The 16,196-nt window shown below is 62.8% G+C and carries 20 protein-coding genes; 15 read left to right on the top strand and 5 right to left on the bottom strand.

The features are described 5' to 3' along the window. Positions 1–38 precede the first annotated feature (38 nt). Both ACWHYV_RS15410 and ACWHYV_RS15405 read right to left on the bottom strand, forming a co-directional pair. Positions 39–1,808, bottom strand: a complete 1,770-nt coding sequence (locus ACWHYV_RS15410; protein WP_447977383.1) for a 2OG-Fe(II) oxygenase — start codon at positions 1,806–1,808, stop codon at positions 39–41. A 241-nt stretch (positions 1,809–2,049) separates the two neighbouring features. Next, positions 2,050–2,445 (bottom strand): helix-turn-helix domain-containing protein, encoded by a 396-nt coding sequence (locus ACWHYV_RS15405; RefSeq protein WP_447980734.1) that lies wholly within the window; start codon positions 2,443–2,445, stop codon positions 2,050–2,052. 199 nt (positions 2,446–2,644) lie between these two features. Here ACWHYV_RS15405 and ACWHYV_RS15400 point away from each other — a divergent pair, with 199 nt between their 5' ends. Beyond that, on the top strand, positions 2,645–3,088 hold the full coding sequence (locus tag ACWHYV_RS15400; protein WP_447977382.1) for a helix-turn-helix domain-containing protein: 444 nt from the start codon (positions 2,645–2,647) through the stop codon (positions 3,086–3,088). 526 nt (positions 3,089–3,614) lie between these two features. On the opposite strand, the gene ACWHYV_RS15395 is transcribed toward ACWHYV_RS15400, so the two are convergent. After that, positions 3,615–4,421, bottom strand: coding sequence for a CBS domain-containing protein (locus ACWHYV_RS15395; protein WP_447977381.1), 807 nt, complete (start codon positions 4,419–4,421; stop codon positions 3,615–3,617). Positions 4,422–4,434: 13 nt separating this feature from the next. After that, positions 4,435–4,794 carry a hypothetical protein gene (locus ACWHYV_RS15390; RefSeq protein WP_447977380.1) on the bottom strand — a complete coding sequence of 120 codons (360 nt, stop codon included), beginning with the start codon at positions 4,792–4,794 and terminating at the stop codon, positions 4,435–4,437. Between the two features lie 402 nt (positions 4,795–5,196). Here ACWHYV_RS15390 and ACWHYV_RS15385 point away from each other — a divergent pair, with 402 nt between their 5' ends. From ACWHYV_RS15385 to sigZ, 8 genes are all read left to right on the top strand, one after another. Continuing rightward, entirely contained in the window at positions 5,197–5,997 is an 801-nt protein-coding gene (locus tag ACWHYV_RS15385; RefSeq protein ID WP_447977379.1) for a hypothetical protein, read from the top strand. A 13-nt stretch (positions 5,998–6,010) separates the two neighbouring features. Continuing rightward, positions 6,011–6,748 carry a nucleotidyltransferase domain-containing protein gene (locus tag ACWHYV_RS15380; RefSeq protein WP_447977378.1) on the top strand — a complete coding sequence of 246 codons (738 nt, stop codon included), beginning with the start codon at positions 6,011–6,013 and terminating at the stop codon, positions 6,746–6,748. A gap of 234 nt (positions 6,749–6,982) precedes the next feature. Beyond that, a complete protein-coding gene (locus ACWHYV_RS15375) occupies positions 6,983–7,114 on the top strand; it encodes a hypothetical protein (RefSeq protein WP_447977377.1) in 132 nt (43 codons plus the stop codon). A 347-nt stretch (positions 7,115–7,461) separates the two neighbouring features. Next, positions 7,462–7,737, top strand: a complete 276-nt coding sequence (locus tag ACWHYV_RS15370; RefSeq protein ID WP_447977376.1) for a hypothetical protein — start codon at positions 7,462–7,464, stop codon at positions 7,735–7,737. Between the two features lie 247 nt (positions 7,738–7,984). After that, positions 7,985–8,143 (top strand): hypothetical protein, encoded by a 159-nt coding sequence (locus tag ACWHYV_RS15365; RefSeq protein ID WP_447977375.1) that lies wholly within the window; start codon positions 7,985–7,987, stop codon positions 8,141–8,143. Positions 8,144–8,487: 344 nt separating this feature from the next. Then, the gene (locus ACWHYV_RS15360; RefSeq protein ID WP_447977374.1) at positions 8,488–9,075 is read left to right on the top strand and encodes a hemerythrin domain-containing protein; all 588 of its coding nucleotides are present in this window, start codon (positions 8,488–8,490) and stop codon (positions 9,073–9,075) included. A 253-nt stretch (positions 9,076–9,328) separates the two neighbouring features. After that, positions 9,329–9,775 carry an ArsI/CadI family heavy metal resistance metalloenzyme gene (locus tag ACWHYV_RS15355; protein WP_447977373.1) on the top strand — a complete coding sequence of 149 codons (447 nt, stop codon included), beginning with the start codon at positions 9,329–9,331 and terminating at the stop codon, positions 9,773–9,775. Positions 9,776–9,798: 23 nt separating this feature from the next. Continuing rightward, on the top strand, positions 9,799–10,425 hold the full coding sequence (gene sigZ, locus ACWHYV_RS15350) for an RNA polymerase sigma factor SigZ (RefSeq protein ID WP_447977372.1): 627 nt from the start codon (positions 9,799–9,801) through the stop codon (positions 10,423–10,425). 40 nt (positions 10,426–10,465) lie between these two features. Here sigZ and ACWHYV_RS15345 read toward each other — a convergent pair whose 3' ends face one another. Further along, entirely contained in the window at positions 10,466–10,849 is a 384-nt protein-coding gene (locus tag ACWHYV_RS15345) for a hypothetical protein (RefSeq protein ID WP_447977371.1), read from the bottom strand. 414 nt (positions 10,850–11,263) lie between these two features. Between ACWHYV_RS15345 and ACWHYV_RS15340 the strand changes: the two genes are divergently transcribed. The 6 genes from ACWHYV_RS15340 to trpB all read left to right on the top strand — a co-directional run bounded on the left by ACWHYV_RS15340 (position 11,264) and on the right by trpB (position 16,177). Continuing rightward, a complete protein-coding gene (locus ACWHYV_RS15340) occupies positions 11,264–11,560 on the top strand; it encodes a hypothetical protein (RefSeq protein WP_447977370.1) in 297 nt (98 codons plus the stop codon). Between the two features lie 245 nt (positions 11,561–11,805). Continuing rightward, positions 11,806–12,816: an anthranilate phosphoribosyltransferase gene (gene trpD, locus ACWHYV_RS15335; protein ID WP_447977369.1), complete on the top strand. Its 1,011-nt coding sequence runs from the start codon at positions 11,806–11,808 to the stop codon at positions 12,814–12,816. 103 nt (positions 12,817–12,919) lie between these two features. Continuing rightward, positions 12,920–13,744 carry an indole-3-glycerol phosphate synthase TrpC gene (trpC, locus tag ACWHYV_RS15330; RefSeq protein WP_447977368.1) on the top strand — a complete coding sequence of 275 codons (825 nt, stop codon included), beginning with the start codon at positions 12,920–12,922 and terminating at the stop codon, positions 13,742–13,744. Continuing rightward, positions 13,737–14,231 (top strand): hypothetical protein, encoded by a 495-nt coding sequence (locus ACWHYV_RS15325; RefSeq protein ID WP_447977367.1) that lies wholly within the window; start codon positions 13,737–13,739, stop codon positions 14,229–14,231. The genes trpC and ACWHYV_RS15325 overlap by 8 nt, the downstream gene beginning before the upstream one ends. A gap of 9 nt (positions 14,232–14,240) precedes the next feature. Next, positions 14,241–14,882 carry a phosphoribosylanthranilate isomerase gene (locus ACWHYV_RS15320; protein WP_447977366.1) on the top strand — a complete coding sequence of 214 codons (642 nt, stop codon included), beginning with the start codon at positions 14,241–14,243 and terminating at the stop codon, positions 14,880–14,882. Positions 14,883–14,983: 101 nt separating this feature from the next. Then, positions 14,984–16,177, top strand: a complete 1,194-nt coding sequence (gene trpB / locus ACWHYV_RS15315; RefSeq protein ID WP_447977365.1) for a tryptophan synthase subunit beta — start codon at positions 14,984–14,986, stop codon at positions 16,175–16,177. Positions 16,178–16,196 lie beyond the last annotated feature (19 nt).

The following is a 16,196-nucleotide window of genomic DNA, read 5'->3' as shown; positions in this document are numbered from 1 at the left end:
GCAAAGCCCTCCCGCGAGCTCGGACATTGGTCGGTTGCTCATTTCGCATCGTGGAAGATGACGCCGAGCGTAACGCGGGAGCCGGAATGAATCGTGCTCACGCCATGGCGCATGGTGACGCGGTAGTAGCCCCGCGTGCCTGGCACCGGACGATGCCGCGTCGCAAAGACGACCATATCTCCTTGTTCGGGTCGCAGCACTTCGCCGCGTGACTGGGCGCGCGGGCGCTGCTCGACCAGGAGAAACTCACCGCCGGTAAAGTCTCGATCACGCCGGCTCAGAAAGACCGTGAGCTGCAGGGGGAAGGCCACCTCGCCGTAGAGATCTTGGTGCAGGCAGTTGTACCCGCCGGCAGTGTAGCGAAGGAGCAAGGGGGTGGCCTTCGTTTGGCCCTGCTTGCGACAGACGGCCAGGAGCTCATCGAGGCGGGCGGGGAAGGCATCCGGCTCGGCGAGCGCCCTCGACCACGCATTGGCGACGGTCGCCAGGCGAGGGTAGGCATGCTCGCGAATCGCGTGGATCAACGGGGGTAAGGGATACTTGAAATACTTGTATTCACCCTCGCCGAAACGAAAGCGCCGCATGTCGATGCGGCTTCGAAACAGGTCATCTTCGTCATAGAGGGAACGGAGGGCGGCACACTCTTCCGCGGTGAGGAAGCGAGCCACCTTGGCATAGCCGTGCTGCCACAATGAGGTCTCGATCGCCTTCCAGTCCAGTTGGGCGAGTCGCGCTCTGATGGTCATCGTTTCGGCGCCGTTGTCGCGGCGCGCTCCAGTGCCAGAAGCCGCCGCTTGCGCTGCAGGCCCCTGATATCCGCCCAGGCGACCGTCTTGCCGGACCACGCGATGGCATGGGATCGCCATCGCGATGGGATTGCTGGCACACGCGTTCGCCACCGCTCGAGCGGCCGAAGGCTGTCCGATCGACGCGGCGATCTCGCGATACGAACGGGTGCCGCCCGCCGGAATCTGCTGCAGGGCTTTCCACACGCGGCGTTGAAACGCCGTGGCGTTGAGATCGAGCGGGAACCGGCATGCCCTGCCTTGCGCCGTCAACGAGCCAAGGACGTCTGTGAGGCGGCGCTTCAATCCACCGGGATCGCGGCGGAATGCCGCGTTCGGGTACTCTCGCCGTAGAGACGAGAGCAGGGCCGCGTCGCTCGTCCCGAATTGTATGGACACAATGCCGCGTGCCGTGGCGGCCAGCAAAAGACGGCCGGCGGCCGTCGGCGCCGTCGTAAAGCGGATGCTGACCCCCAGCCCGCCGGCTCGAACGGCCGAGGGCGTCATGCCAAGGTGATCGTTCACACGTTCGTATACCCGGCTGCTGGAGCCAAATCCTGCCGCATAGGCGGCATGGGTCACACTGGTCCCGGATTTCAGCGTCGTTTTGAAGCAGTCCATCCTCTTCAGGTCCTGATACTGTTTTGGAGAGCATCCGACGAGCGCTGAAAACATGCGGTGCAGGTGAGAGGGACTGATCCCGATTTCAGCCGCAAGGTGCCGAAGTCCGACCGGCTCGTCGTAATGGCGATCCAGATACTGTCGAGCCTGTTCGATTCGCTGGTCTATCTCGGGCCCCTCGGCCGACCCCGGCCGGCATCGGCGACACGGACGAAACCCTGCCTCTTCCGCCAAACATGGCGTGTCGAAGAACGTCACCCGGCTTGGAGACGGCCGTCGAGCCGGGCAGGAAGGACGACAGTAGACCCTGGTGGAGGCCACGGCGTAGACGAACGTCCCATCATACCGGCGGTCTCGGGTCAGCACTGCCTGCCATGCACGCTTGAGATTCAACGTCTGCATCGCTCAGTCCTCGCGCTCCTGAATGCTACCTCGTGCCCGTGGAAGTTTGCTATCCGCTTCTTGCTGCCAAAGTGACAAGCGGGGAGAAACACCGGGCGGCGGCACCCATGCCAGAAGCTTCATCTCGCAAGCGGGCCCGACGATGGATCGTCTCGAGTGGCCCCGGCTGGATTGCGGGCGGCGCGGCTACGGGAACGTGTTGAGACCTGCTGGGTCTGGGAGGTGCATCTGGGGTCTAGCTTCACCCCAGTGCCTTCTGGATCAAGGTTTCTCGAGGAACGCTCAGAACATCTCGGGGAAGGAGCCGCAGTCGAACCGATTCTCGAAGCAGCAGGACTACATTGCTGACGCCCAAGATCCGGTTGAGGTCCCGGTGATGAAAATCGATGGTGCGTCGGCTGACGCCGAGTCCTGTCGCCATTTCTGCGTGTGACAATCCTGCGGCGAGGCCATACAGAATCTGTTGTTGGCGGCGGGTGACTTCCGGGTGCGTGCGAGGCACGCAACTATCGCGGTCATAAAAATACGAGATCGGGACCTTCAGGACCCGGGCCAGTTTGGCGACGCTGCGGGTGCTCGGCGTTCTCTTCCCTCGTTCCCATAAGGATAGAGCTGAAGGATTTGCAAGTTGGAGCATGCGTGCAAGATCCTGGAGGGTCAACTCCAACTCGAGGCGGCGTATACGTATGTTCTCGTGCCGGAACATGCGCCACACTCTAAGTGCTTGCGTGCATGCATGTCAATCAAGAATTTGCTTATGGCGAAAAAAAATAGTATTTCTTCGACACGCCCATGGTCTTGCCGCGATGCACATAAAGGATCGAATCAGAGCGGTCATGGAAGACCAGGGGCTCGATCCCGCCGGATTGGGGACCAAACTCGGCGTCACCGCGAATACCGTTTACCGCTACCTCAAAGGCTCGGTCTATCCTTCCGCCGATGTCCTCGTGAAGCTCTGCGAGATCGGAGGCCTCGACATCGCCGACGTGTTGTCACAACTGACGAAAGAGCGACAGGCGGCCCGCCGGAAGCCCTATGCCCCGGACCGAGGCGAGTCATCGTCCTTTATTGCGGAAGCCGGATCTTTTCGCAAAGAAGTCCGTCCTCTTTTGGAGCTCTTGGACAAGCTCAACGCGGAGCAGCTGACCGCGGTCAGGCAATGCGCCGAAGCGCTGGTCGGAGGAGATCCGGATGTCGAGCGCCACCTCATCGCGCAACTGAAATTATTGAACAGGATGCTGAGCCCTCGTCCCACAAGGCGCGGGGCGCGTTCCCGATAACCTCGCAACCTTACCTTGGTGATCGAGCCAGGCACACCTCGCGTTTCTTTGGATGCGGCTGCCCCGATGCCGGCACACCAGCGCGTCTTCCAGTCCTGAAGAAGCTTTCGAAGCAGCACCATCGGGCTCGTCCGCCTCAACCCAGGGCTTCGGCCCCGGTGGCTGCGACTGCCGCTGTCCCGTGATGTCAGGGGATGTGGAGTAGTACCGGGGCGGAAGTGCCAAGACCCGCCGCCAGGAGGCTACAGCGGGCGAGGGATGAGATGATTCCGGTTAGTAGGAGGGAGAAGCTTGGATTGCGTGTTCAGAAACCGAAAGAGGAAGCGGGGAGTCGAGTCGTGATGGGGTGAGACCCCCAGTCACAACACGGACCTCCAAGGACAGGAAGAGCCATCCAGCTCCCCTCTGGCTTTCACGGCCGATCCGCGGAATCAGCCGCTCGGGTGGGGTCGTCCGTGGCGGCGCCACCCGGCGGCCCTCTGAACGTTCCTACATTACGGCGACCGGTTTACCGCGACCGGCCTGCTCACATCCCACCGGGCGATCCGTTCTCGGTGAGACCCGCCAGGGTTCGCAGCATGGGGACGACATCGGAGTAATAGCGGACGATGTCCGAGACCGAAAGGACGCCGAGGACCATGCCGTCCTTCGTGACGACGAGATGCCGGATGCCGTGCTCCTTCATCAACCCGATCGCGGCGGTGATCGGCTCGTTCTGCTCGACGCTGATGACCGGTTTCGTCATGCAGGTATTGATGCTGGTGGCGGAGGGATCGAGCCCGCGCGCGACCGCTTTGCGGGACAAGTCCGTATCGGTGATGATACCCACATACCGAGAGCCGTTCGTGACCAGGAGAGAGCCGACCCCCCATTTCTCGAGCAGCATGGCTGCTTCCCGGAGCGTGGCATCGATTCCGATGGTTCGAATGGTCGCGGTCATGTAGTCCGCCACGCGCGGATGGGTCCGTGCTTTGAAATCCCGAAGCGCTTCGAGCTCGGAGATGCAGCTATCCAGGACCCGCTTACGCTGTTGCAAGCTTTCCCGTTCCACGTCGTGCGCGCCGTGTTCCTGTGCCTCTTCCGGGAGATTGACCAAGCTTGCGGCTTCGCCGAGCTTTGCGTACTCGTACGCCTCCAACAATTCCGATGTCTCCCCGAAAACCTGGCTGATCAGGCGTTCCGTTGCCAAGTCGAATTCAGCGAGGGCGCCGGACCTGGTCGGGCTTCTGTCGACCAGCAAGGGCTGGAGGTGGAGAAGCTGCTGTCGGAACCGTTCGATGTCCCGGTCGAGAAACAGCCGCCGGGCCAGTCGGCTCTTCGTCCGTATCTGCATGATCGACCTCCCGCTAGCTCTCCATCATTTGAAGCCTGGCATCGAACTCATGTCCGCACGCGATGCACCGAATGCAATCCCGTTCGACCGTGACCTCCTCGATCCGCACGCCCATTCCTCCGCAATCCGGGCAACGGGCGAGATGCGGCTGGTGGTCATGCAACGTTTCATAGCGCGACCCCCGAAGGCAATAGACCGGTTCCCCGTTGAGCTCCCAAGGGCGCCCTGACTTATCGACCTCCGGGAGCACCAGATAATGGCGGCGAGCGTAGTCACGCACCGCCTCCGGTGTCGTCAATCCTGATTGAAGTAATTTGCCCGTGCGGGCATCGTAGAGTGCATCACCCTTCACGACGGCCTTGGTCGGTCCCATGGTCCTCCTCCCACAGTTGAACAGACGATACCGCCTGAGACGTGCTGAAAAATACATGCCGCAGGGCGATCACCGCCATGTCGAGGGGCGCTTCTGAGATCCTGCTCCCGGCACGCTTCAAGTGCCAGGAATACCAATTAAATCTCTGCTCGACAAACCGAGGCGCATCCCCCGACGTTTGACCCCAACCGTGGCGAGTCGTCACCCGGGTCTGCCTGCATTGGTGGAATTGAGCAATCTGATGGTGGTCTTGAGCCATGGGAGCAAAGACGACTCGCTCACCCCAACAGCGCACAGAGTGAGCCGTCTTGCAAGAGGTACCTAGAGAAACTATAGTGACACCCCACCGGCCCAGGCGCGGTGAGCCGCCCGTCAGACCGCGTGCCGGAAGAGGGGCAGACCATGACCGAGACGCAGCATGTGGTGATGACGATCCATCGGGTGGTCGGCTATCCGGTGGCGTTTCTGCTCGTCCCGATCGCGCTGGCGACGTTTGGAGGTACTCGGGGGCACCGGTTCACCGGCCGCGCCTATCTCGCCGGCATGGTGTTCCTCTACGTGACCGGCTCGTACCTCACGCTCACCAGACATGCCTGGTGGTCATGGGACTTTGCCCGAAACCTCACCTTCAACTTTTTCGGCTTCTCGATGCTCTTCTATGGGTGGCGTGCGATCTTTCTCTACCGCAAAGCCGGCGAGCCGGAGCCCGGCCCGTGGGATTACGGTCTGGCCACCCTCCTCACGGCGACCGTCGTCGCGCTCGCCTCGGTCGCGATCTGGAAGGATACCCCCATGCGGGTGTTCACCCTGCTGGGCCTTCTCCTGGTGGCGTTGGAGTGGCGGGATCTCCGACGGCGTTTCCATCCCAAGCACGTGCTCTTTCAGCGCCACGTGCGCTTCATCCTCGCGTCGTATTTCTACGTTCTCACGGTCGTCTCGATCGTCCATCTCAGCGAGGAGTTGCCCGGAAAAGTCAAATGGCTGTGGCCGAGCGTGCTCGGCGCCGTGGTCATTTATCTCGCCACCGGTGAATCGAATCGGGCCCCGGCGCCGTACCGCCGACCCGCCTTGCGATGGTCGATCCTGGCGACCCTTCTCGTGTCCATCGCGCTGGGCTCGTACTCCGTCTACAAGGCGACGACCGGGCAGTTGGCGATCGATCGCCTGCCCAGGGTCGCGGCTGAGTCGCACCAAACCCGGTAGCGTCGGTGAAGCGATGGCACCAAGCAACCAGGGATTTCAGAGATGGATCGGGCCCTTTTTGTTCTGCTCCTACCACTGTCTGCTGAAGGACGACCTCGTCAGGCTCTCCGAAGACGGGTCATTCTATGCCGCGCGAATCGCCTCACTCGCTGGAATCCTCCAGGGGACGCCATGGCACTTGGTCGGGGGGCTGGCGGTGCCGGTGACGATCGGTCGCTTCTACCGGCATCATCACGACCTTGACGTTGCGTTGGACCTCGCCGACTTGGCGACCGTGACCTCGGCGATGGAACGGGCAGGGTACCGGCTCTATACCACCACGTTGGTCCGGCATCGGGGTGCGGGCGTGGCGCTGTGTTGGCCGATCACGCCGAAGGTGGCTCAGCGAGTCTCCCTGATCCGCGGGCACTTTTTTCTCAGCCGGTCGGCATGGATGAGGGCGGATTTCATGGCGAAGATCGATTGCTTTCCTTATCGAGACAGGGGCGGCTTCATCGAAACCGTGAATACGGGGCTTCGCCTGCCCAAAAATAAGCGTTCGCCGCTCTCGCGCCCCGTCAGCTTCGGCGCCAGGACCATCCCCTGCTTCACTCTGCCGCATGTTCGCAGGATCAAGCTGCAATCGCCGTCACGGCGAGACCAGCTCGACATTGCCGTCATCGATCGTGGGCTCCGGGTCGTCAAGGAGTGGGCCAGATCCTGCGGGGACGCCACCGTGGCGGAGGCAGGGGAGGAGCCCCGTCGATCGTAGCGGGAGGACATGGAACGCACCGGCCTTTTCCCCGGTGCGCCGGCAGTTCGCGATTGACAAACCACCCCGACGGCGTTCATGCTACGCCCCTGAGCAACGGCTGTTATCCCTCGCGCTTCCGAATCTCCCTCCCAGCGCGACTGATTCCTAACCGCCGCTCATCCTTACGACAGCGGTATCCACTCTCTTCTGAGGACCCCGTCGGCGCGGGTCCCTGACCCAAGGAGGTCTGCTATGGCGGATGTGACGAAGGATGCAGCGCGAGTCGCGTTGGAGACGAAGATCGGAAAGATGATTTTTTATTCCACGTGTGCTTTGGGTATCTGGTTCTTCTATTGGTTTGCCGGCATTCAGTGCCCCTGTTAGCTGGAGAATAGTGAGCCTGCACGCCGGCCGCAACGGTGCAGTGCCGGCGTTCCAGCGCAGCTTCAAAATTCCACGGGCTGCGCCCTCCACGTCTCGCTGTCGTCGATCCGGCCGTCATCCTCTCTAGAGCCACTTCGTTCCCGTTGCCGTATAGCCTGACAGCTATGCCGAGCCTCGCTGCCACGTGGTCGAGACCCGTCCATCCAAAAATGTAGGGGGGTTGCACGCCGGCGAGTCATATCCGTCTTATCCTTGCCGGTCGTGCTCCTCCTATTGCCGTCCTAGTCGGCGGCTGGTCCAATCGATGGCATGGTAATCGTTCCTGAACTCGTCGAAAGGAGGTTCCCATGTCCAAGTTACTGACCGCCGTCGTGGCCGGTGTCTTCATCGTCGCCGGGATATACTCGGTTGGCATGGCCGGTGAGACCAAAGCCAAGATGGAGGAAATGAAGGGCGAGATGAAGGCCGATACGGAAGAAGCGAAGGGCGAGATGAACGCGCTCAAGGAAGAAGCCCAAGGACATGACACGAAAGCCGAAATGGAGCGCGCGAAGGGCGATGTCAAAGGGGCCAAAGAGCGCGCCAAGGGCAAGATGAAGGAGATGAAGGCCAAGGGCGAATAGCCCATCCCAACCTCGGGGAAGAGCGGCCGGTGGCATCGATGCCACCGGCCGTGGTCTTGACTCAGTCTCACCCAAACCGCGGATCGCCCGGAGGAGGGCCGCTCGGGCCAGAGGGAGGGAACCGGTGCATGACGAACACATAACGCAAGCCTTTGTCTTGTCATTTGTTTTGTGAGACTCTTGACTCCCGCCTCACTGTGATTATCTACCCTCCGCTTTTTCTTCTCTCAGTGCCCTGGAGGATGCCATGCGAAGAAGTTATGCTCGTGCTCGCGCCGAGTTACGAAATGTAGCCCGATGGTCGAAGCTCCTCGAGGAACAGGACGAGTTTCTCGAATCCGTGCTGAAGCGCAAGCAGAATGCGGACGAGCAGGTGAAGGACAAGACAAAGGACACGCCCCGCTGACCGCCTTTCGTACGCCCGTTTCTCCACCGAGTTGCCGAGTTTCGCATCAACGGTTCCGAGACCTGGGTTGACCGCCCTCAGTGGGCCTTGAGTTCCGGTCCGCATTCCCATTCGTAGGGACAGCAAGCCCCCGTCGTTTCACGTCCCTCCTCCTGACCCTCCTCGAGCCGGCAGCCTCATCCACAAGGTGCTTGCCATTTCACATGCCCCCTTCATTCGGTCACGGTGTCAATCTGCTGAGCCGCCGACACGCGGTCAGCAGGCAGGCCGACGCGTCCGGATAAAGGGAGATGACGGCGGTCATGATCCTGACCGCTCTACGATGGGGGGAAGGGAGGAAAACCATGGCGCTATTGTCCTTGACGAGCGGTGCGGGGCCGACGATCGTCGACCTCCTGCGGAAGGATCATGAACGGATCAAGGGCTTGTTCCGGGAGTTCATGGCAGCGGGCGAGCCTGAAGCCAAGCATCGGCTGATGCGGCAGGCCGTGCACGATCTGGAAGTGCATTCGATGGCCGAAGAACGGGTCTTCTATCCGGCCGTGCGGGACGATGCCCCGGATGCCGCGGATCACGTCGACGAATCCATGGAGGAGCACCACGTGGCGAAGGTCCTGATCCGCGAGCTGAAGGGGATGCGCGCCGCCGACCCGCGTCTCCGAGCCAAGTTCACCGTGCTGATGGAAAACGTCAAACACCACGTCAAGGAAGAGGAGGCCGAGCTGTTTGCGCGTGCGCGCACGGGGCACCTCGATCTCGTGGCGCTTGGACGCACCCTCGAAGAGGCAAAACGCGCACTGGAAGCCCGCAACGCCGCTTCTCCACCACGTAAGCGGAAAAAGGCCGCAGGGGACAGTACCCGGGCCAAAGCCTCGCGGCCAGGGAAGCCGCGTTCGCGTTCCAACAAGAGCAGGAAACGGACGGCCGCATAGCCTAAATCCTTGGGCGTCACGAAACGCCATAAGGCGCGTCCTGTTCTGCCCCAATCTGTTCTCTCTGTCTTTCCCTGTCACCAACCGCACGCCGGTGGAGTCGACCACTGAATCCCTTCCGGGAGACTCAGTGCGGAGCCTTCCAGGTCACGACATTTCCATCGGTTAGAGCCGTTGCGTCCTTTTAGCCTCGGGGCCGTCTCTAGTGGATGAGCGGGGGGATGGGCCCCCGACGAGCAAAAGGAGGAGCGCAATGAGACCACATCTCTCTCTCAACGTCCGGAATGTGGCCGCCTCGGTTGTGTTCTATCGGAAGGTCTTCGGGGTCGCCCCCCAGAAACAGACGGTGGACTACGCCAAGTTCGATTTGGCGGCGCCGCCCCTGAACTTTTCGCTGGTCGCGACCACCGGCGAGGTCAGCACCGTCAATCACCTCGGAATCGAGGTATCCTCCCCGGCGGAGGTTGCGGAATGGCAGGCACGGCTCGCCGAGCGCGGCATTCTTGACGCCGTTGAAACGCAAGTCGAATGCTGCTATGCCCGTCAAGACAAGGCCTGGTTTTCCGACCCCGACGGCAATCGGTGGGAGGTCTTTACCGTCCATGAACAGCTCCCGGCGGTGACCCCGCTGGCGACCGGCGCCTGTTGCACGGCACAAGACCGGCCGATTCAGGTGTCGGTGGCCTGCCGACAATCGTGAGCCGGAATCGGGAGGAAGCAAGCATGATGATGCAGGACGTGGAGACCATGTGGCGTGAGCTGCGAATGGAGCTGCGCCGCTTCATTGCCCGGCACCTCTCGGATCCGACCGAAGTGGAGGATCTCCTTCAGGATGTGCTCCTCCGCGTCCACCAACACCTCGGTGACGTCAAAGATCCGAGCCGGTTGACGAGTTGGCTGTTTCAGATCACCCGCCACGCGGTGATCGATCATTACCGTGCGCCGGGCCGCCGGCGTGAGATACCGGCGGGCCTGGCAGCCGACTTCGAGACTGGGGAGCCGTGGGGTGCTGAGGGGGGAGAGCCGCCGGAGGCCGCGGATACGGTTCGCCAAGAGCTGGCCCGCTGCCTTCGCCCCATGGTCGGCCGGTTGAGCGAGCGGTACCGTGAGGCGGTCACCCTTGTCGACTTCGAGGGCCTGACACAGCAGACCGCGGCTCAACGACTCGGGCTCTCGCTATCCGGGATGAAGTCTCGCGTCCAACGAGGCCGGCGGCGGATCAAAGAGATGCTGGAGGCGTGCTGCGCCATTCAGCTCGATCGGCGGCGTGGGCCTCTCGGCTACGAAGTGCGGGACGACGCGAGCAATCCATGCGGGGACTGCGGGCGGACGCCGCCGAGACATCCGTGACAGGACTCGGCTTGGAGCACGAGCAGCATTCAAGGCTGAGCTACCAGGTGATCTGGAAGGTCAGTTGAAAGCGCTTGTCGCAGAAGGTGTGCAAGAGGAACAGACGCTCGGAAATGTCGGAGGCCGGGCCCGATCCCGATCCGGTGACCGGCTCCGACCGGCCTTGGGTCATCTCGTCGAATCCCAGGCCGATCGCCACGCGGGTATGCGTGCTCGCGAATCGCTGCGCAGACAGCATGGCGAATTGAAAGCCGTTGTCTCCTTTCAAGCTGAGCACGGAGACCCCCAAGACCATCGATGGGAGGAGCGGGTCCCAGAGGACGGTCGACCAGACGGAGTCCAGGGCGGCGACATCGGGGAGAGGAAACGGGAGGACCACACACGCGAGCACGAGCACGACGGCGGCGCGACGGCGGCGGATCATCGCAAAGCCCCAGACGTCAGCGAATCAATGACCCCGTGCGCCGCAACTTGTCTGCCACCTGCGGGAGCCGTGAAGAATCAGGGCTTTCATCTAGGTGGACTGCATAGGTGTCAACTTTTCCGTGGGCTGCCTGGCAGGTCGGCGGGCGCTACGTAGTTGGAAGGGAGGGAAATGCCAGGGGATCGCCCACAACGATGAGGTCCCCGGGTGTCAACGAGTCCGGCAGACGCCATCGAGCCATTGTGTTGTCCATGCGCGGCCTACGGTCGCTCAGCAAACGGGCTTGGGGCGATGCCCCGGCGGTCGCTCCGACGGGGACAGCCGACCCCGGTGGCGTCCTTATCCCTGGTGCCTCGGCTGCCTCGGCTCTGTTATACTGGCGCGTCGCTTCACCTCGGCAGAGAAGGAGACATCATGAAATTCGATGAGGCGAAAGCCGCGCTCCAGGCGATTGTCGAAAACGCGGGCGAGGCATCGAGCGCCATCGTCCCCACCAAGACGTTGAAGGACATCCTCAGCGGATTCGACAACGATGAGCAGGTTCTGATCATGCACAACACCGCGCTGGCGCTGCTCGTCCGCCTGGGCGGGGAGGCCGAGCTTCGCCCGATGGAGGCGCTCGAGATCCACCGGACGCACAGCATGCACTTTTCTCGTCTCCCGGAAGGCACGATGCTCCTCAAGGCGGTGGACAAGCCGATCCAGGGCTAGTCAACGGGGTCGCACGGTCGGCCTCCCCGATGCCCGCCCGCGACATGTGTTGATCCCAGGAGCTCTTCCCCTACGGAGCCTCGCGAAGCATCCTCAGCTTCATTGCTTTCGAACGAGTCATCCCATACAATCCCACCTGCAAGAACTCCATAGTTTGAGTGGGTTGCGTTTTCGAAGCCCCAAGTCTGCCTCCGGCCGATGGGAAGGCGAGATGGGCGGAGGGGCCTGGCAGGCGGAATGAGACCGTGATCAAAGACGCTATTGCAAAGCTGGCCGAGCGGGTCGACCTGACCGAAAAGGAGGCTGAAGAGGTCCTCCTCGAGATCATGGACGGCGCCGCAACGCCTGCCCAGATCGCCGCCTATCTCATGGGGCTGCGGATCAAGGGCGAGACCGTCGAAGAAATAGCGGGCTCCGCCCGGGCCATGCGTTCACGGGCGGCTCGGATTCGGGTGGCGGACCCCCTGGTGGTCGATACCTGCGGCACCGGAGGCGACCGCTCCCAGACGTTCAATATTTCGACGACCGCGGCTTTCGTCGTTGCCGGCGGAGGACTGACGGTCGCCAAGCACGGCAATCGCTCGGTCTCGTCGCGGTGCGGAAGCGCCGATGTCCTGGCGGCCCTCGGGGTCCGGATCGATCTTCCCGTGGACCGCGTAGGAGAATGCGTGAACGAGGTGGGGATCGGCTTTCTCTTTGCACCACTGTTCCACGGGGCGATGAAGCACTGTGCCGCACCCCGCCAGGAAATGGGGGTCCGAACCCTGCTCAATATCCTCGGCCCGCTCAGTAATCCCGCGGGTGCCACCATCCAGGTCCTCGGCGTCTACGACTACCAGCTCACCGAGCTGATGGCAAAGGTCCTGGTGCATCTCGGCGCCCAACACTGTTTCTTGGTCCACGGCATGGATGGGTTGGACGAGGTGACGCTGACCGACCGGACCCGCGTCTCGGAAGGCAAAGCGGGCGTCGTCTCGAGTTACTTCATCGAACCCAAAGATGTGGGGCTCACCCCCGTGCGGCTCAAGGACCTGATCGGTGGCGATGCTCAGGAAAATGCCCAGATCGTCCGCGACGTCTTGCTGGGGCGCCGTGGCCCAAAACGCGACGTCGTATGCGTGAACGCGGCGCTGGCATTCGTGGCCGGGCGAAAGGCGAAGACGCTGCAGGAAGGGTTCGAGCTGGCGGGGCGGGTGATCGACAACGGCGCCGCGATGGAGAAGCTGGAGCGGTTGATTGCCTTTACGAAGGCGTGATGACCCGTCCCGCCGCCCTGAGATCCGGTGGTCGTCCGGCCGGGCACGTGCAAGGCGGAGCAATCGGCCGGGGTGAGAAGCCCCGGGAGTCCAAGGAAGACGGATGATCCTCGACCGGATCTTGGAACACAAGAAGGCGGAAGTCCGGCACAAGCTGAGCCGGGGGTACTTGGCCGAGCTGAAGGCGAAGATCGCCGACCGCCCAGCGCCGGTGCCGTTCGCCGTCACGCTCGATGCCACGCGGTCGCCGGTGGCGCCGGCGTTGATCGCCGAGGTCAAGAAGGCTTCGCCGAGCCTCGGCCTGCTGAAGGAAGAGTTCAAGGACCGGTTCGAGCCGGTGACGATCGCCGAGCAGTACCGGGAACACGGGGCCTCCTGCCTCTCGGTCCTGACCGATGAAATGTTCTTCCAAGGCAGCTTGGAGCATCTCCAGGCCGTCAAGGACAAGGTTGGGATTCCCACGCTCCGCAAAGACTTCATGGTGCACGACGTTCAATTCTATGAAGCGCGGGCGCATGGGGCCGATTGCGTGCTGCTCATCGTCGCCGCGTTGGAACGCCGGCAACTGATCGATTTCTTTGCGCTGACCAAGGAGCTGTCCTTGGACGTCCTGATCGAAACGCATCATGAGCGCGAGCTGGACACGGTTCTGGACTGGCTGCCGGACGCGCAGCTGATCGGGATCAACAACCGCGATCTGAAGACCTTCTCGACCGATGTGAACCTGACGCTGCGTCTCGCGACACGCATCCCGTCCGACAAGCTCATCGTGAGCGAGAGCGGCCTCCACCGCCGGGACGATGTGAAGCGGCTCTTGGAGGCCAACGTCCACGCGATGCTTATCGGCGAGTCGTTGATTCGGGCGGACGACATTGGGGCCAAGATGCGGGAGTTGCTCGGCACAGGGGAGCGGACGGAGCGTGGGTAGGGCGGCGCCGTTTGCGACCGTGGCGCTCGCGCTCACCGTCTTCATCGAGCCGGCGGCCGTCCACGCTCAGATCATGGGTGAAGAGGCCGAGCTGGAGCGGTTGCAGAATCGGGCCGAGGAGGCCATCGCGAACGGCGATGCCGACGGCGCGGCGATGAACATGGGGAAGGCGGCGCTCATGGCGGCGCAGTTGGCCAAGCAACAGAAGGACGTCGGGCGAAGCCAGTGGTATCGCGGCGCGGAGCAGCTCTTTCGCGCCCAGGAGCAGGCCTACCGTGCGCAGGCCTTGTTCGTTCGGGCCGGGGGGCAGCCGCCGGCGTCCTCGGGCGTCTGCGGGTCGCTGAGCCTCGCCAAACAACACCTCGCGAAGGCCGTGACGCTCCTCGTCGACGCGGATCCCGGCGAAGGCCGCCTGCACAACCTGCACGACATCGCCACCGACTGGGTGAAGACACTGGACGGCATGAACGCCGACTTTCAGTGCTGAAGGATCGTCATGGCGACAACGGCGGTCAAAATCTGCGGCATCACGAATCCCGAGGACGCCCGTGCCGCGGTGGCGGCGGGGGCGGACGCCTTGGGATTCGTCTTCTACAAGTCGAGCCCACGCTGCGTGACCGCGGACACGGCCCGCCGGATCATCGCGACGCTGCCGCCGTTCGTCCTTCCGGTCGGGGTCTTCGTCAACGAAGACATCAAGGTCGTGCGCGATCTGATGGATGCGTGTGGGCTTGCGCTCGCCCAGCTGCATGGCGACGAGCCGGCCACCTACTGCGAGCAGTTGGGCCGGCCCGTCCTCAAGGCGTTTCGTCTCGGCAGCATGGCGAGCTTCCTTGCCATGGCCGAATACAAGGGGCGGGCGGGGGTGCGGGGCTTTTTGATCGATGCCTATGCCGAGACCGGTTATGGCGGAACCGGCCGCACCGCCGACTGGGGATTGGCGGCGGAGGCCGCGCGCTCGGCACCGGTGCTGCTCGCCGGCGGATTGACGCCCACCAACGTCGCCGAGGCCATCCGGCGGGTCCAGCCCTACGGAGTCGATGTGAGCAGCGGAGTCGAAGCGTCGCCGGGCAAGAAGGATCACGCGAAGGTCACGGCGTTCATCGACGCCGTGCGGCTTGTCTCTACCTCGATGTGAACGCTATACTGCAGCCGGAGCTGAGGCTGAACGGAAACAATCTTCTTTCGACCGACTTCTCCTCAACCTGAACCTCAACCTGAACCTTCATTGATCTAGCAATGTCTTCCATCCCCGATCATCGAGGCCGGTTCGGAGAGTTCGGCGGGCGCTACGTCCCTGAGACGCTGATGCCGGCGCTCCTGGAATTGGAGCAGGCGTACGCCGAGGCCAAACGGGACCGAGGCTTTCAGGCCGAGCTGGCCTACTATCTGAAGCAGTACGTCGGACGCCCGACGCCGCTGTACTTCGCCGAGCGGCTGACCAAGAAGCTCGGCGGCGCGAAGATCTACCTGAAGCGCGAAGACCTGGCCCACACCGGGGCACACAAGATCAATAATTCCATCGGGCAAGCCCTGCTGACGCGGCGGATGAGGAAACGCCGCGTGATCGCGGAGACCGGGGCCGGACAGCACGGGGTGTCGGTGGCCACGGTCGCGGCGATGTTCGGGCTGTCGTGTGAAATCTACATGGGCACCGAAGACATGGAGCGTCAGGCCTTGAACGTGTTTCGGATGCGACTCATGGGGGCGACGGTCACGGGGGTCGATGCGGGCAGTCGCACGCTCAAGGATGCGATCAACGAGGCCATGCGTGATTGGACGACGAACGTCCGGACGACCCATTACATCCTCGGCTCCGTCCTGGGCGCCCATCCGTATCCGATGATGATCCGTGATTTCCAGTCGGTGATCGGCCGCGAGGCGCGCAAGCAGGTTCTTGCCCTCGAGGGCCGGCTCCCGGATTATCTCGTCGCCTGCGTCGGCGGCGGCAGCAACTCGATCGGACTCTTCTACCCTTTCTTGAAGGACCATTCCGTCAAGATGGTCGGGGTGGAAGCGGGCGGCCTGGGGACCGAGAGCGGCAAGCATGCGGCGCGCTTCGCCGGAGGGCGGCCCGGCGTGCTCCACGGTACACGCACCTACCTGCTTCAGGACGACGACGGCCAAGTCAACCTCACCCATTCTGTCTCCGCCGGCCTCGACTATGCCGCGATCGGTCCCGAACACAGCTATCTGCACGATACCGGCCGCGCGCGCTATACCTCCGCCACCGATGATGAAGCCATGGCCGCCTTCGATCTGCTCTCGCGCGAGGAAGGGATCATTCCGGCGCTCGAGAGCGCGCATGCCGTCGCCGAGGTGGTGAAGCTGGCGCCAACCCTGAGCACACGCACCGTCGTCATCGTCAACCTGTCGGGCCGCGGAGACAAGGACGTGAACCAGGTGGCCAGGCTCAAGGGTGTGACGCTGTGAATAGGAAGTAATTGAGCAA

Source organism: Candidatus Nitrospira bockiana (genome assembly GCF_965152565.1).
Note: the sequence above shows the minus strand (reverse complement) of the source record. Positions and strands in the feature narration are given on the sequence as shown.

What these genes read in the sequence shown, in the direction of transcription:
- ACWHYV_RS15385 (WP_447977379.1), top strand. Translation starts at nt 5,197, where the DNA reads ATGACCGAGACGCAGCATGTGGTGATGACGATCCATCGGGTGGTCGGC.
- ACWHYV_RS15380 (WP_447977378.1), top strand. Translation starts at nt 6,011, where the DNA reads ATGGCACCAAGCAACCAGGGATTTCAGAGATGGATCGGGCCCTTTTTG.
- ACWHYV_RS15405 (WP_447980734.1), bottom strand. Translation starts at nt 2,445, where the DNA reads ATGCTCCAACTTGCAAATCCTTCAGCTCTATCCTTATGGGAACGAGGG.
- ACWHYV_RS15320 (WP_447977366.1), top strand. Translation starts at nt 14,241, where the DNA reads ATGGCGACAACGGCGGTCAAAATCTGCGGCATCACGAATCCCGAGGAC.
- sigZ (WP_447977372.1), top strand. Translation starts at nt 9,799, where the DNA reads ATGATGATGCAGGACGTGGAGACCATGTGGCGTGAGCTGCGAATGGAG.
- ACWHYV_RS15355 (WP_447977373.1), top strand. Translation starts at nt 9,329, where the DNA reads ATGAGACCACATCTCTCTCTCAACGTCCGGAATGTGGCCGCCTCGGTT.
- ACWHYV_RS15340 (WP_447977370.1), top strand. Translation starts at nt 11,264, where the DNA reads ATGAAATTCGATGAGGCGAAAGCCGCGCTCCAGGCGATTGTCGAAAAC.
- ACWHYV_RS15400 (WP_447977382.1), top strand. Translation starts at nt 2,645, where the DNA reads ATGGAAGACCAGGGGCTCGATCCCGCCGGATTGGGGACCAAACTCGGC.
- ACWHYV_RS15365 (WP_447977375.1), top strand. Translation starts at nt 7,985, where the DNA reads ATGCGAAGAAGTTATGCTCGTGCTCGCGCCGAGTTACGAAATGTAGCC.
- ACWHYV_RS15395 (WP_447977381.1), bottom strand. Translation starts at nt 4,421, where the DNA reads ATGCAGATACGGACGAAGAGCCGACTGGCCCGGCGGCTGTTTCTCGAC.
- ACWHYV_RS15390 (WP_447977380.1), bottom strand. Translation starts at nt 4,794, where the DNA reads ATGGGACCGACCAAGGCCGTCGTGAAGGGTGATGCACTCTACGATGCC.
- ACWHYV_RS15345 (WP_447977371.1), bottom strand. Translation starts at nt 10,849, where the DNA reads ATGATCCGCCGCCGTCGCGCCGCCGTCGTGCTCGTGCTCGCGTGTGTG.
- ACWHYV_RS15410 (WP_447977383.1), bottom strand. Translation starts at nt 1,808, where the DNA reads ATGCAGACGTTGAATCTCAAGCGTGCATGGCAGGCAGTGCTGACCCGA.
- ACWHYV_RS15375 (WP_447977377.1), top strand. Translation starts at nt 6,983, where the DNA reads ATGGCGGATGTGACGAAGGATGCAGCGCGAGTCGCGTTGGAGACGAAG.
- trpC (WP_447977368.1), top strand. Translation starts at nt 12,920, where the DNA reads ATGATCCTCGACCGGATCTTGGAACACAAGAAGGCGGAAGTCCGGCAC.
- ACWHYV_RS15370 (WP_447977376.1), top strand. Translation starts at nt 7,462, where the DNA reads ATGTCCAAGTTACTGACCGCCGTCGTGGCCGGTGTCTTCATCGTCGCC.
- ACWHYV_RS15360 (WP_447977374.1), top strand. Translation starts at nt 8,488, where the DNA reads ATGGCGCTATTGTCCTTGACGAGCGGTGCGGGGCCGACGATCGTCGAC.
- trpB (WP_447977365.1), top strand. Translation starts at nt 14,984, where the DNA reads ATGTCTTCCATCCCCGATCATCGAGGCCGGTTCGGAGAGTTCGGCGGG.